This window comes from Levilactobacillus koreensis JCM 16448 (assembly GCF_001435525.1).
Taxonomy (GTDB): Bacteria; Bacillota; Bacilli; order Lactobacillales; family Lactobacillaceae; genus Levilactobacillus; species Levilactobacillus koreensis.
In genome coordinates, this window is record NZ_AZDP01000118.1 from 129,174 (window position 1) to 144,034 (window position 14,861).

At 48.1% G+C, this 14,861-nt stretch carries 10 protein-coding genes; 2 read left to right on the forward strand and 8 right to left on the reverse strand.

Annotation, left to right across the window (positions count from 1 at the left end; all coding sequences use genetic code 11):
- The first annotated feature begins 573 nt into the window (after positions 1 to 573).
- Positions 574 to 759, forward strand: a complete 186-nt coding sequence (locus tag FC99_RS11765; protein WP_048735360.1) for a hypothetical protein — start codon at positions 574 to 576, stop codon at positions 757 to 759.
- Positions 760 to 827: 68 nt separating this feature from the next.
- Here the strand turns inward: FC99_RS11765 and FC99_RS11770 are convergent, their stop codons facing one another.
- The 4 genes from FC99_RS11770 to FC99_RS11785 form a co-directional block, all read right to left on the reverse strand.
- A complete protein-coding gene (locus FC99_RS11770) occupies positions 828 to 3,029 on the reverse strand; it encodes a glycoside hydrolase family 36 protein (RefSeq protein ID WP_048735358.1) in 2,202 nt (733 codons plus the stop codon).
- A 143-nt stretch (positions 3,030 to 3,172) separates the two neighbouring features.
- On the reverse strand, positions 3,173 to 4,534 hold the full coding sequence (locus tag FC99_RS11775; protein WP_048735354.1) for an MFS transporter: 1,362 nt from the start codon (positions 4,532 to 4,534) through the stop codon (positions 3,173 to 3,175).
- Between the two features lie 28 nt (positions 4,535 to 4,562).
- Positions 4,563 to 5,837, reverse strand: a complete 1,275-nt coding sequence (locus FC99_RS11780; RefSeq protein ID WP_048735350.1) for a glycoside hydrolase family 27 protein — start codon at positions 5,835 to 5,837, stop codon at positions 4,563 to 4,565.
- 385 nt (positions 5,838 to 6,222) lie between these two features.
- Positions 6,223 to 8,325, reverse strand: coding sequence for a glycoside hydrolase family 36 protein (locus FC99_RS11785; RefSeq protein WP_048736381.1), 2,103 nt, complete (start codon positions 8,323 to 8,325; stop codon positions 6,223 to 6,225).
- Between the two features lie 344 nt (positions 8,326 to 8,669).
- Between FC99_RS11785 and FC99_RS11790 the strand changes: the two genes are divergently transcribed.
- Complete coding sequence (locus tag FC99_RS11790; RefSeq protein ID WP_048735347.1) at positions 8,670 to 9,608, forward strand: helix-turn-helix transcriptional regulator; 939 nt, start codon at positions 8,670 to 8,672, stop codon at positions 9,606 to 9,608.
- Positions 9,609 to 9,661: 53 nt separating this feature from the next.
- Here the strand turns inward: FC99_RS11790 and FC99_RS13670 are convergent.
- The 4 genes from FC99_RS13670 to araA all read right to left on the reverse strand — a co-directional run bounded on the left by FC99_RS13670 (position 9,662) and on the right by araA (position 14,745).
- Positions 9,662 to 10,437, reverse strand: a protein-coding gene (locus FC99_RS13670) for an IS5 family transposase (protein WP_420324052.1) whose coding sequence is annotated in 2 segments (ribosomal slippage) — positions 9,662 to 10,086 and positions 10,086 to 10,437 — 777 coding nt in all. Because the reading frame shifts where the segments join, the coding sequence is not laid out codon by codon here.
- A gap of 69 nt (positions 10,438 to 10,506) precedes the next feature.
- Positions 10,507 to 11,910, reverse strand: coding sequence for a sugar porter family MFS transporter (locus FC99_RS11805; RefSeq protein ID WP_048735342.1), 1,404 nt, complete (start codon positions 11,908 to 11,910; stop codon positions 10,507 to 10,509).
- A 330-nt stretch (positions 11,911 to 12,240) separates the two neighbouring features.
- A complete protein-coding gene (locus tag FC99_RS11810) occupies positions 12,241 to 12,804 on the reverse strand; it encodes a sugar O-acetyltransferase (RefSeq protein ID WP_048735340.1) in 564 nt (187 codons plus the stop codon).
- 516 nt (positions 12,805 to 13,320) lie between these two features.
- The gene (araA, locus tag FC99_RS11815) at positions 13,321 to 14,745 is read right to left on the reverse strand and encodes an L-arabinose isomerase (RefSeq protein ID WP_048735336.1); all 1,425 of its coding nucleotides are present in this window, start codon (positions 14,743 to 14,745) and stop codon (positions 13,321 to 13,323) included.
- Between the last annotated feature and the right edge of the window lie 116 nt (positions 14,746 to 14,861).

The window sequence follows — 14,861 nt, forward strand, 5'->3', positions numbered from 1 at the left end:
ATCTCCAAAGTCGCCCGTGCTGTAAGCTGGCTGATGAATCGCCAGCCAACACCACCTCCACGGCCGGCTACATCCCTGTCCTCCTCCGGCTCTGACTGTGCTTTACCACGACAACAGTCGGAAAACCTGGAGATTTAGCGTTTTCGGTCCAATCGATAACGACTGTTACAGTCATTATCTCCGTCGTCTACGCACACTGTGTAAGCCGGGAGGTCGGCAGATATGGGCTCAGGCGCGTCGTTCTACTTAGCTGGCGATTCTTGCCGGCTTAGTAGAAAACCAAGCTTGGAGACTCGGTTCTTTCGAGGCTTCAAGTTGTGTTCGCACCGATCCAGCCCATATCTGCCGGCCGGTAAGGCGAAGGGCCCACCAGGTTGCCTAGTTTTAGGTTCACAATTGTTGTTAGGGCAGGCATGATTGGTATTTTTGAACTTTCAACCTTTAAAGGCTATTCAAAAATATCCCAGTGTCCCCACCGACCAACACTTTTTCAAGTTTTTTCTTAATAAATCGCCATGAGTAAGTAAGTTCAAACAATTATCGGTATAATCAAGGACGTAAGGGGAGATTACCATGACACAAAATTTAACCACCGGAGTATTTATTTTACTATCTGGACTAGCACTACTCATTCTACTGTTTGCTAAGTTGATTCCCAAGACAAAGCACGATACCGACACCAAAGCACTCTTGATTGTTTTTACACTTGTCGGCGCGTGCCTAGTGGTTATGGGCGGCTGGCTCACTTTGAGAGGCTAACCACTTTGCCACGCTAATTCATTGGTTATAAAAGCTTCACGGCCTAATTGGACCGTGAAGCTTTTGCTTTACTTCAAGGTTACCTTGAAAATCCTAGCCATTTTGGCTTGTGGGAAAGTAAATAGACCAATACTATTAGTAACTGAAGTTCGAATAGCGTCTTGCCCTCCAGGATAAACCTGCGTCAGACTAGTCACATCACCATATGCCGACAAGTCGACCTCAACCTGATGATTGGCTTTAAGGTTGTTCCAAACGCCCAGGTACAGAGTCTGTCCGTCGCGAATCCCATAAACGATTTCGTCATCGTATACGTGTGGAAACCCATTCGGCCAAACCGGAACGGCATGCGGAATATGCTGCCGAATCTCTCGCTTATAGGTCGCAATTCCCTCAGCCACGTAAGCCAAGCGTTCTGCGGAAATCTTATTCAAGTACCCACTCTGATGAATTCGACACAGCAACGCATTACACATGTTATAAATGGTCTCTTCCTTATCGCCCTTCGGTAACGGATAGGACCAAATCGCCGACTGTTCCGGGGTAATCGCCGTCGCCGCAACACCAGAAATTGCCGCGTTTAACGTATAATCCGTTTGATCACTCACGGATTGAATACTATCCTTGCTCAACATCCCGTAGTCGTGACGCATCCCACCACTACTGCAGTTTTCAATAACTAAGTCCGGATACTTCTGATAGAGACTATCCCGCCACGCAAGGACTGCTCTGTTGTGGTCGAGTAAGGCTTTGCCCCGATTTTCGGCATGATAATCCGTCCCCACACCGGTCGTCACGTTATAGTCCATCTTGATGTAACCAACATGATACTCATTGACTAGGCGGTCAACCACCTTAGTCACGTAGTCCACGACCGCCGGATTTCTAAAGTCCAATAAGTACCGATCGATGTCAACAACGCGTTTGCCATTACGGAGGAAGAACCAATCATCGGGTAAAGTATTAGCAAAATCACTGCGAATCCCCATAACTTCGGGTTCTAACCATAGCCCCGGCACCATTCCCTTCGTAGCAATGTAATCCGTCACTTCTTCAATTCCATTCGGGAAACGTTTCTTCGATGGCTGCCACTCACCAACCGTATCCCACCAATAGCCGTCATCGTACCAGCCACAATCGACCACAAAATACTCGCAACCGGCCTTAGCCGCAGCATCGATCAGTGGAAATTCCTTGGCGGATGTCGGATCACCCATCAAGCAGTTCATGTAATCGTTGAAAATAACTGGCAACCTTTGATCATCCGCATTGACTCGGCGAATATTGCGCCGATAGACCGTCATTTCATCAATTGCCGTCTCCAACGAACCGTCCACCTGAACAAAGGCTGCCGTGACGGTCGTAAACTCATCACCTGGTTTAAGCGTCGTCCAGAATTGATTATCGTATTCCTCTGGACCAGAAAGTTCGAGATTCAAAATGGACCCGTCGTAATGGTTCTCAATTTCATAGTGCCAGGCCCCGTTATTCTCAATCTGCCAAAATGCGGATTGATTCGTTGCCCGGTTGTGGAGTCCCCCGTTTGGTGAATATTCCGAGCAGGACCAAGAGGAGTTATTGGTGACCCCAATTCGCTTCGAGCTTGACCCGGATAAGTACACGCCCATGTGGGGGTCGCCGCTCTCCTGATCATCACTGTCGCTAACATCCACTTCGTAATCCTGACCAAAATAAGGCATCCCCAAGTGCTGAATGGAGTCCTTCTGCCACTGCAGTTCGGTCGTCCATGAGTTATGGGCGATGTACATATCATCGTGAGTGGCGTAGTTACCCGGGTAATCGTCCTGTTGTAACAGACCAGAGTAGTTAAAGGATGCCAGATATTCGACCGTAACCGGTGCCGTCCCGTGATTCTTCACCTTTTTCCAAGAACGCACGGCTGCCGTATTGTCATATAGCCGGAAATAGCTGTAGACGTCTAGGCTGCAGGTCTCGTCGATTTCATGAACTGTCACCAGCTTGCCGTTCTCCAAATCCTCGACAGTATGATCACTGTACGTCAGCTCATAGGACTCGGAGGTCGACGCATGCTTCGCCCCTTTATGTTTAAAATCACCGCCAGCAACTTGAAGCTCGGTGAGACTGAACGCATCCTCAACTGGCTTAAGCTGCTGCACCCAGTCACTCACATCCCGTAAACATCCGACATACAGCAACTTGGCTTGTCTGCCAGTATCCACAATAAAGTTTAACTGCGCGCGTTTTGTTTGAATCGAAATCAGATCTGCGGAATCAATCGTTCCTGCCATCACTAATCACTTATCCTTTCTTATCGCATCTCAGGTCAAGCCCAACCAGCAAAACGGACGCCATCGAATCAACTCGATGGCGTCCGTTTTAATTGCCACAAGCGAGCTTAATGGTCAGACAAAGTTATTCATTTAATTCTAGCCTAGTCACGCGTCTTAGCTAATTCAGTCGTGATTTGATCCTCCATGTTTTCGTACTTTTGGTACATCAACGCTGGAATAATCGCGGCACCGTATAACAGCATCGTCATCCAGTTGAAGTCAATACTGATCCCGGTCAAAGCGTGTGCCGTTTGAACTTGATTGGCCACGTAACCGAAGGATGATAGGAACGTCCCGTTCAACCAGCCGGCAAGCCCTTGGCCCATCGACATACAGAACGCCGCCCCAATCGTCGTCAATAAGCCAGCCGCATTAATACCGTTCTTCCATTCACCGAAGTCAACGGCGGAACCTAACATGGCAAATGGCATGGAAACGGCGATCCCGGAACCAACCAAAGCAATCAACCACCCGACGATGGCACCGGCAATGTTGAGGCCAGACAACGTAATGATCAATTGGCCCAGCACAGCAACAACGAAGCCCAGCGCCCAGATATGGCTCTTTGACATATGTTTATTCATAAATGGAATCGCAATGACCCCGATGACTTGAATCAGGCCAATCGAGTTAAACAGGGTAACTAAATCTTTATTCTTGAAGTAGTACGTGAAGTAGTAAACCATCCCTTGTTGCCGGTTTTGTTGCGCCACCCAGAATAAGAAGTTCCCCGCAACCAAGATGATCCATGGCCAGTTTTTGTTCATGGCGTGGATGCCTTGCTTCAACGAAACTCGTTCACTATTTTTCGAAGAAGCCCGTTCTTTAGTATGTGAGAATGAGAATAATGTCAATGTCACGTTAAGAATTGCAAAAATCACAATGAAGATACGGAACCCTTTGACGTCATTACCTCGGCCAAAGAAGGCGACCAATGGCAAGGTCAGTGAGTTAACCACGAAAACCCCTAAGTTAGAGCCCACCATCCGCCACGAATTGAGGACGACCCGTTCTTTGGGATCGGAGGTGATCAATGGGAGCATCGTCGTAATTGGAGCATTGATTCCTAAATAGAGAATCCCATAAATAATGTAGACAATTCCACAGTACCAAATTTTACCGGTGACACTCAACTGTGGTGCCCAGAACAGCAGAACCCCCATGGCAGCATATGGAAATGCCAGCCATAAGAAGTAGGGCCGCGCTTTCCCATATTTTGTGTGCGTCATATCAATTAAGGTTCCCCAGACCGGGGCCCCAACGGCATCAACCACCCGCGCAATCAATAGAATCAGTCCGGCGGCCGCAGCTGGTAAAAGCACAACGTCGGTGAAGAAGTACATCAAATAACTACCGACAACGGTAGCCACCAATTGACCAGCAAAGTCTAATTGCGCATAACTCATTTTCTCCAACCCAGGGACGATTTGGCGTTTGGGTTTAGCAGTAGCCTTTTCTTGCATAACTTTCAGCTCCTTTAGCTGTTAAAATCTAAACCTTTAATAAGTAAACATCGTGGGAAGCAATTTCAACGACTTGGTCAGCCGCTAGTGAAACATCTCTATTCTGCCAGATATCATGACCAGCCAATGGAATCTCCAATGCAGAAAGTTCCTTGCTTGTAAGGGTCAGCGGCTGGTCGGAAATATTAAACACGGCATAGTAGGCATGGCTTGGGCTTTCGGCATACCAAGTAATCTTCTGCTCATCACGCGCTGTCTGATACTTATCAACCAAGTGGTCGTCCATCTCCAGCAAGTCTTGATTGGTCAGTAAACTTGTCGTCCACTCATCGAGGTCAGGTAATTCCCCACCCATGATCAATGGGGATTGCATCAGGCTCCACAGACTCATCATGGTCTTCTGCTCCGGACGGGTGAATCGTGTTTGCCGGTTACCCCCGGGGCCATCGACTGACCGAATCCCAATGTGACCCAATGGGAGCATGTCACAGTCTGGCCAATTGCCTGGCCGCGAGATTGGTGACCATTTTTCAGCACGGTCAAACATGTTCAATAGTAATGACCATTCATCCCAGAAGTCATCCGTGATCCGCCACATATTCGCATTCCGCTGGAGAAACGCCCCATTTTCAACCGGTGCTGGACCTGGTGACAAGGACAGGACCATCTCTCGGCCAGTCTGGTCAATGGCCTTTCTCAGTGCAACGACCTCTTTTTTGAGCGTCCCGTTATAGATGACTGAGTTCGCGATGTCATCACACTTGATAAAGTCCACACCCCAGGACGCATACAAGTCCATCAGTGAATTGTAGTAGCTCTGGCCCTCAGGCATATCGACGTTGACGCCATACATATCTGCATTCCACGGACAAATGTTATTTTCGGCAATGTCTCTGGCCGTCTTTGTCGTTCCCTTGATTGGCGTGGCATTATGCACGGCTTGACGCGGAATGCCACGCATGATGTGAATCCCAAATTTCAAGCCCAAGCCATGGATATAATCCCCTAATGGCTTGAACCCCTGACCATTAGCCGCAGACGGAAAACGCTTCGGGTCTGGAATCAACCGCGAATACTCATCCATCAGCAACGGCGTGAAGTTATGGTATTGTGAAGAATCGGCGGTCGGCTCGTACCACTGAATGTCAACGGTCACGTATTGCCAGCCGAATTGCTTTAAATGTTGGCTTAAATAGTCAGCGTTGCGCTTGACCTCGTCCTCACGAACCGAAGCACCGTAACTATCCCAACTATTCCACCCCTTAGGCGGGACCTGAGCAAATGTTCTAAATTTCTTAGTCATAATTGCTGTCCTTTCTGCGCTAGCGATTTTTGACTACCGGTAGGCCAAAAATAATTTTGCTTGGATATCCTTATGTACATTGATTATCATAGCATCTAGGAAAACGCTTTCAACGAGTTAAACTGTAGATTTAGTGGCATAAAGTAACTAGGGTAATGCGATTTGGTGTTTAAAACTCACATCGGGCAATTTCCCAGCATCTAATCGCCATTCTTTGCGTTAAAATTCTATAAATGACAGCACCCTTTTGCCGCTGAATTCAAATCAGTCGCTACCATTTTCAGGTGAGTCCGTCATCCGCGCTGACTACTGGCTCTTTCCGAAGGTTTTATCGTCAAAAAAAGAAACCAACCTGCCTATTTTAGGCGAGTCAGTTTCTAGACTACTATTTCAAGCGGATATGATACAGCCGCGCCATCTTTTCCTTCGTAAAGTTCACTCGCAGGTCCCGTTGATCATGAGTCATCGTCACGCCGCCAACCTTGCGCGGATACAGTTGCTCAACATCAGCAATTTCACCATACTTAGCCAACGAAACGGCGTGATCAGCTACCTGACCGACACCCCGCCAAACAGCTAGATAGATGTCTTTTCCTTGCTTAAAGCCGTAGCTAAACCAGGCGTCATCCAACTGACTGAGTCCTTCTGGCCAGATTGGCAGGCCCGTTGCAATCTTCTGCCGGTAAGTCTTATACGTCTCGATTCCTTCAGCAACCAGATCTAGCCGATGGCCCTTAACCTTGTTAAGGTAGCCACTCTGATGAATCCGGAGCAACATCGTATTGACCATGTTAAAGATGACTTCCTCATCATCCCCGTCTTGTAAGGGGTATGACCAAATGGCACACTGTTCAGGGGCCACCACGGATGCGCCCACAGCCGCAATATTTCCATTCCGTACGTAATTGGTCTGGTCAGTCATCGACTGAATGCTGTGCCGTTGTAGCATGGCATAGTCGTGCCGCATCCCACCGGAACCACAGTTTTCAATCACCAGGTCGGGGTAACGGGCAAAGACCGCGTCCAACCATTTCAAGTAAGCCCGGTTGTGCTTTAACAGGCCATCACCAAAGCTGTCCGAATTCTGTTCGGTCCCGATTCCAGTCGTAATGTTGTAATCCATCTTGATGTACCCGACACCGTACTGCTCGACCAACCGTTTCACAACGCCATCCGCGAAGTCACGAACCGCGGGATTCGTGAAATCTAAATGGTACCGGTCGGCATCGATGACCCGCTTGCCATGGCGCATAAAGAACCAACTATCGGGTAACTTATCGGCCAGCGGACTCTTAATGCCAACGACTTCGAGTTCCAGCCAGAGTCCCGGCGTCATGCCTTGATCACGGATGTACTGAATCAGCTTTTCAATCCCATCGGGGAAGCGCTCCTGGGAAGGTTGCCACTCGCCGACACTGTCCCACCAGTAAGCAGGGGCGTACCAGCCGCAGTCGATCACAAAGTACTCACAGCCGACCTTCTTGGCGGCATCGATCAGTGGCAACTCCTTTTCGGCCGTTGGATCACCCGACAACCCGTTCATGTAGTCGTTAAAAATGACAGCCAATCGTTTATTGTCCTCATTTTCACGACGAATCAGCCGTCGGTACTTGGTCATTTCACCAATCCCGTCTTCAAAGTCACCCATCAATTGACCAAAGGCAACTGGAACTGTGGTAAATGTTGCCCCTGGCGTGAGATTCTTCCACCACTGATTGTCGAATTCTTCTGGACCGGATAGTCTGATGGCTAACAGGTTTCCGCGGCCAATATCCTTTAACTCATAATGCCAAGCGCCATTATTCTCAATTTGCCAAATGGCCGTCTGCCCCGTCTTCGTATTCGTCAAGATGCCATTCGGTGAGTATTCCGAGCAGGACCACGATGAGTTGTTGGTCACACTGATTCGCTTGGTGGAGGCTTGGGCTAAGTCTCCGTCGACCCAGTAGTCTAAGCCAGCATTCTTTAAGGTGTTCGCCTTCCATTGCGCTTCATCGGTCCAGTCATTATTCGGAATGTAGACGACGTTATCTTCAGCGTAATTGCCATCAAGGTCGTTAGCCTGATTGATTCCACTCAAGGCAAATGAAGAAACGTATTCGATGCCCAAGTCCGCTTGACCGACATTCTCAATCGTCGTCCAGCTCCTAATCACCGCTGATCCGTTATACAGACGATAAAAACTGCTGACTTGCAGGGCCTTTTCAACGTCCTCCTGCACAATCGTCAATAATTTACCATTGGCCTCATCACGCACCTCGTGACGAATATAGTGCAAGTCTCGTCCCGGGTTGGTGTCGACAAACCCAACCCCCTTGTGGTGAAAATTCCGGCCGGTCACTTGAACTTCGGCAATCTGTAAGTGATTCTTTAGCTCGTCGTCAGCAGCACTGAGGTCATTTGAATTCATTATTGTCAGGGCAACTTTCCCCTGATTAATTTCAAAACCGAGTCGTGCCTGATCAGTTTTAACATCAAAACTTTCCATGATCATCTTCCCTTCCTGGATAAAGTAAAACTTGGTTAGAATTGAAGAACGTTCAAGCAGCTAAGCGTTCCCAACATTTACCTTCTACGCCTTTCATTGTAAACGGTTTCATTATGATTAAAAATGGTGTATTTTGTAGGAAAGGTGTTTATTTATAACTATCACATTCATATTTAGTGTTCTTTTCTCACTTATCGCCTTTTTTCTATAGACGACCCTTTCGATTCAGGAGAAAATAGGGGTAACTCGTCTAAAAGTAGTCACTACATAGCTTTTTTATCTCGGCTTATTCGTCTAACCGGCCAGCGTTGCCAGTCATCCTTTAACGAAAGGAGTTTATGATCATGCGAACCGTAACCTGCATCGATATCAGTGAGCCCGTTTTACACTTCTCATCTGGAAAATTCACGGCAGGTCCTCATTGGAAGCACAAGCCGATGTACCACGACGGTAATTTTGAAATCATCATCGTCATTAAGGGGACCCTCTACTTACAGGTCGACAACAACTATTACGTCATTAATGAAGGCGACATCTTTTCCCTGCCACCGTTTCACCATCTCCATGGCTACAAGGAATCCCCAGAAGATACCCAATACTTTTGGTTCCATTTTTTCACGCAAAAAAACGCCATGCGCTCCCTTCACGTGGATAACCACGATGGTCAATCCGTTGCCGCACTGTTCAAGAAGAATCAAGTTGTTCTTCCCCTACAGTACCGTGCACTCAGCTTAGAAAAAATTCTCATTATCATTTATCAAGTTCTGGACGTCGCGAAAACTCACTACTTCACGTCAATGTCCGTCGACTATCTCCTGACCGCCCTGTTGATTGAAATTGCCGAGGACTACTACAACTCGTTATCTGGTGAGAATTCGACTGGGGCCGAGGCCAGAATTGATGGTATCAAGGAGTGGATTCGGGCCAACCTCAGCGCCGATCTCAAGGCCAGTGACGTTGCTGATCACTTTGACCTGAACCCCCACTACCTCGTCCGGATCTTCAAAGAGCAGACCGGTCAGACCGTTATTCAATACATTAACCAACTCAAACTGCAACAGGCCGCAGAGCTGCTCCTACAGACCAACTTTCCCATCAAACGAATCGCTAGTACCGTCTTCTTCACTGATGAGAAACGCTTCATGAAGGCCTTTAAGGCGCGTTACTACCTGACACCGACCGAGTTTCGCCACACCTACACTAAGAAATTCCTCGACAGCAGTAACTTTGATCCCGAGGTCCCCTTGGTACTCGATCCGAAAAATGAACAACGTGACGAATAAAAAAGCTCGACGACCGCGGCCGTCAAGCTTTTTGTTTAGGGTCTGTTCTCAAACTATTTCAGTAGAATCATGATAGCGCAGATGTGTATGGTGGACAGAAAGCTGGTAGCTAGCTTATCGTAGCGTGTAGCGAAGCGTCTAAAGTTCTTCATTTGATTAAAGAAGTCTTCAATCAGGTGACGTTCACAGTAGGTAAAATAATCACAGTCCCAAGGATTTTGGGCATTCGCTTTTGGCGGAATGGTATAGGTCCCATGGGCCGATGTAATTTGGTCTCTTAGCTTTTCGGCACCATATGCTTTATCCGCAATCACGTTTACGTCAGTCAAATCGACAGTTCTAAGCAGCTCTGGTGCCGCAATACTATCGTGTACCTGACCACCAGAGAGTGAGAATTTTAGGGGGTTACCCAATCCATCTACTAGTGCGTGAACCTTGGTGGTAAGGCCACCTCGACTTCGCCCTATGAATTGGTTGAACTCTGCGTTGACGGCGTTTTTTTAGCACCGGTAGCTTTTTGATGAACTCGAATACTGGTTGAATCTAAGCTGATATTCTCCATGTCCGGATCTTGAGAAAGTTCTTCAAACATTTTTAGAAACAGACCGGAATCTGACCAACGTTGAAATCGGCTATAAATTGCCTTCCAGTGACCGTAGCGCTCGGGAATATCACGCCAAGCCGCTCCACTTCGCATCAGCCAGAGAATACCATTGAAGGCCGTTCGATTATCAATAGTGGCAGGTCGACCGGTACGATAGGCTGGAAACATAGGTTCAATACGGTTCCACTGTTCATCAGTTAGTTCATAGCGCTTTGGTATAGTCATGATGTACCCCAATCCGTTTTTGATGGAGTATACCAGAAATTAATGTTTAGGAACAGACCCTAGTCATAATTAATGATTACGCGATTCTGAAGTCTCGTAAACCTTCTTCGTTTGCGTGCCTTGTTGTTCGATCTCTTCCAGCGTCCGGCCCTTCGTTTCTGGAACGAATAACTGAATGAAGGCAACACCTAGCAGACAGATAATCCCAAAGATAGCAAATACGGCATCTTGAGACATCGACTGCGTCATGATTGGGAACAGCAGGCCCACGGCAAACGACCCGATCCAGTTAAAGGATGACGCCAATCCTGAGGCCCGGCCCCGAACAGCTAATGGGAAGACTTCCCCAATCAGCACCCAGGTCAGCGGTGCCCACGTGAAGGAGTAGAAGGCCACGTAGATCGATAAGAATAGGACAATCAACATGGGGTTCTTGTTCAAGTTGACCACGTTTAGAATGGCTGGCAGGATGAAGGATAACCCCATGACCACACCACCCAACGTTAACAGTGTCCGCCGGTTAAATTTATCGGCGATCACCAAGAAGACCAGTGACCCAATAACTAAGATAATGCCTTGAATGATTGGCCACATCAAAGCGGAACTGGCTGCCCCACCCGTGGCCTGTTGCACGATCAGTGGAATGTAGTAGAAGATGGCATTGGCGCCTTGGAACTGCTGGAACGCCGCCACACCGACACCGGCAATCACTAAGTAACGATACTTACTTGAAAACAGAGTTGCCCAAGTCGTATTCTGGGCGACCGTCGCTTCATCCGTAGCGGCCGATTGAATATCGGCTAATTCATCGTCGATCTCGTCAGCTGGTCGAATAAAGCTCAGCACTTGCTTGGCACCCGCTAAGTCCCCATTTTTAACCAGGAATCGAGGCGATTCTGGCAACCGCAGGACACCGGCAAATAAAATGATGGCTGGTACGGCTGCGGAGCCCAACATCAACCGCCAAGCGAAGAGTTCTGGCAGTCCCTTTAACAGGTAGTCGACCACGTAGGAGATCAGCATCCCGGACACGATCATTGTCTGGTTGATCCCGGTCAACCGGCCTCGCAAGCGAGCTGGTGACATTTCCGACATGTAGGCTGGCACGAGCGCTGATGACGCCCCTACGGCCAAACCTAGGAAGATCCGCACCGCAATCAGGTAGATTGAGCCCTGATTAGGTGCTAAACCAGACAGCAAGGAGCCCAGTGCAAAGATCAATGCTGAAATCAGAATCATCTTGCGGCGCCCCAATTTGTCAGACAGCTGACCCGAAATGGCCCCACCAAAGATGGCCCCGAACATCACGGCCGACGTAATCCAGCCGATCACCCCGGCATTCGTTAACGCCCAGTCGTGTTCCAGAAATGGTAGTGCTCCGGTCATGACTCCAATGTCATACCCAAACAAAATACCACCAAAGGACCCAAAAAAGTAAATAAAGCCGCTTGAAATTTTCTTCGTACTTGTCAAAAATGTTCCCTCCCAATGTCTCTTGCTCTCTCTGTCAACACACGCCTATCCCTGCCGAGTAAATAGGTGTGATAACTAATACTCTCTCTTACCATGATTGTGATATCAGTAATTATAGCTTTCAAGTAAACCGTTTTCACAAACACAATAATGTTATTTTAGACTATTTATACGGATAAATCAACCATTTATTGTTTCATTCGCATTACTTTTCTAAAACGTTTTCTTTGTTTTGATAATTATATGTAAGCGCATTCTTTTATAAACGGTTAATAAAAAAGCACAACCTCCATGGCAACGGCCACAAAGATTGTGCTTTCTCACACAAAACTACTTTAAATTCTTAATGACCCGGGCTGGATTACCACCTAAAACGACGTTATCGCCAAACGACTTGGTCACCACGGCTCCGGCAGCAACGATGACGTTATTTCCAATCGTCACGCCGGGACAAATGATGGCCCCGCCGCCAACCCAGACATCATCGCCCATAGTGACGGGCTTACCGATCCCCATAGCACCATTTCGCCGCAGTTTGGGATCGGCCGGATGATTGACCGAATAGATCTGTACCTTGGGCCCTAGCAGGCAATGCTTGCCGATTCGGATGGGCGCCACGTCCAGCATGACACAGTCGTAATTGGCGAAGAAGTCCTCACCGACGTAGATGTTGTACCCATAATCACAGCGGAAAGTCGCATGAACTTCAACGTCCTCACCGGTCGCCCCAAATAGTTCTTTAATCAGCTTCTGGCTCTGCTCAGGGTGCTTTTCCCCCAACGCATTAAAGGCTTCAACCTTGTCACGGGCAGCGCCCCGTTCGGCGACAAGCTCCTCATCGTAAACGCTAAAGAGATCACCCGTGATCATCTTTTCTTTTTCGCTCTTTACCATGTTAACCACTCCATTTCTTGATTATTCTCTGTACTTACTAACCTTGATTGCACGACGGCTACCAGATTTTTTTGCCTGTTGTGGGGACAATTCAGGTCAGAAGAACATCAGTCCGCTTGCTGACGGCTGGTTACATCACTTGTCTTCTCTGGCTCTGATTGTTCCACCCCAATAACGGCTAAAAGTTTTATGGCCTCGGCAACTTTAATTCAGCTGATAACGAATTTACGCTCGTCCTCCCAGTTGACAGAAAATCACTGTGTGAGCCGAGAGGTCGCCAGATATGGGCTCAGGCGCGTCGTTCTGCTTAGGTGACGGTGGTTTCCCGTCGGCTTAGCCAGAAGACCAACCTTGTAGACTCGCGGTTTTCGAGGCTTCAAGCTGTGTCCGCACCGTTCCAGCCCATATCTGGCGGCCGGTAAGGCGTAGGTCACTCTAAATTGCCCAGTTAAGACATCCTATCTAAAAAAGTGGCCGCCCGCCAACCGGCGAACGGCCACTCCATTTAAATCAAGCTTACTTGATGAAAGCCTTCGTCATACCAACCATGGTAGCGTAGTCTTCCATTTGTTCTTCGGTCAGGGAGAAGGAAAGCATGGTGTGGTGACCACCACCGGCCTTCATCCATTCCAAGGCGCCGGTCTTCAAACCAACCTTTGGCGTCCAGAGTTGCTTAGCAACTGGCAACTTAGGCGTTTCGGCTTCTGGTTTGTTAGCGTCTACGGCATAGCTGATCATCTTGAAGCCGTCACGGAAGTCCGCAACGGTCACGTCAATGGCGTCACCTTCGGAACCAGTGAAGACCAGACGTGCAGGGTCAGCCTTACCACCAATGTCCAATGGGTGAACTTCAACGCGTGGCTTGTCGGAAGCGATTGAAGGGTCAACTTCCAGCATGTGGGAACCGAGGATGGCTTCGTGGCCCTTCCGCAGATCCAACGTGTAGTCTTCCATGAAGGCCGTCCGGTCGTTGTGAGACATGATCTTCATCACACGGCCCAAGGCAGCGGTCTTCCAGTCACCTTCAGCACCGAAACCATAACCGTCACGAATTAATAATTGTGCGGCTAAACCAGGGAGTTGTTCCATCCCCCAAAGGTCTTCGAAGTTCGTGGTAAAGGCAGTGTAGCCACCCTTTTCCAAGAAACTCTTGATTCCGAGGTATTGCTTCAATTGAACGCGAACAGAGTGCTTGTACTTGTCAGCATCGTTGTCGCCTTGAACCATTTCGTAACGGGATTCGAGGTCGGCGTATTCCTTGTCGACGTCAGCGTCAGCAACCTTACCGATTTCTTCAACCAAGTCACCAATACCGTAGTAGTCAACGGTCCAGCCCATCTTGATCTGAGCTTCAACCTTGTCACCTTCAGTAACGGCAACGTTACGCATGGTATCGCCAAAGCGAGCAACCTTAACCTTGAAGCTTTCGTTGTAAGCAACGGCAACGTCTTCCCAACGTGCGATTTGTTCTTGCACGTCGTCATCGCCCCAGTAGCCGTAAACGATTTTGTTGTTCTTTTGAAGCCGCGCGTTGATGTAAGCATATTCGCGGTCACCATGAGCACTTTGGTTCAGGTTCATGTAGTCAAAGTCGATGTCGGCGTAAGGAATGTTGTTTAAGTATTGAGTTGCCAAGTGAAGTAATGGCTTCTGCAATAATTCAGTCCCACGGATCCAGTTTTTAGCTGGGGAGAACGTGTGCATCCAAGTGATCACACCGGCAACCTTGTCGTTGTAGTTAACTTCTTTCATGAAGTTCGTGATGCTTTCAGCGGTCGTCATAACATCCTTGAAGACCACCTTGTAAGGTAACTTGCCGCTAGCGTTCAACTTGTCAGCGATGTCTTGGGCATCCTTGGCAACGGACTTCAATTGTTCTTCACCATAAAGATGCTGAGAACCGGTAACAAACCAAAATTCGTAATCTGGTACTGATAACATAAAATGACACTCCTTTGATATATTTTTTATTAGTTATTCGCAATAATTTAAGTAGCCAACCTATGACCTTATGCAAATACTGATTCATATAGGCGTCATAGGCATGACCTGTGGAA

Coding starts and splice junctions, on each gene's coding strand:
- FC99_RS11765 (WP_048735360.1), top strand. CDS start 574: ATGACACAAAATTTAACCACCGGAGTATTTATTTTACTATCTGGACTA.
- FC99_RS11770 (WP_048735358.1), bottom strand. CDS start 3,029: ATGGCAGGAACGATTGATTCCGCAGATCTGATTTCGATTCAAACAAAA.
- FC99_RS11775 (WP_048735354.1), bottom strand. CDS start 4,534: ATGCAAGAAAAGGCTACTGCTAAACCCAAACGCCAAATCGTCCCTGGG.
- FC99_RS11780 (WP_048735350.1), bottom strand. CDS start 5,837: ATGACTAAGAAATTTAGAACATTTGCTCAGGTCCCGCCTAAGGGGTGG.
- FC99_RS11785 (WP_048736381.1), bottom strand. CDS start 8,325: ATGGAAAGTTTTGATGTTAAAACTGATCAGGCACGACTCGGTTTTGAA.
- FC99_RS11790 (WP_048735347.1), top strand. CDS start 8,670: ATGCGAACCGTAACCTGCATCGATATCAGTGAGCCCGTTTTACACTTC.
- FC99_RS11810 (WP_048735340.1), bottom strand. CDS start 12,804: ATGGTAAAGAGCGAAAAAGAAAAGATGATCACGGGTGATCTCTTTAGC.
- araA (WP_048735336.1), bottom strand. CDS start 14,745: ATGTTATCAGTACCAGATTACGAATTTTGGTTTGTTACCGGTTCTCAG.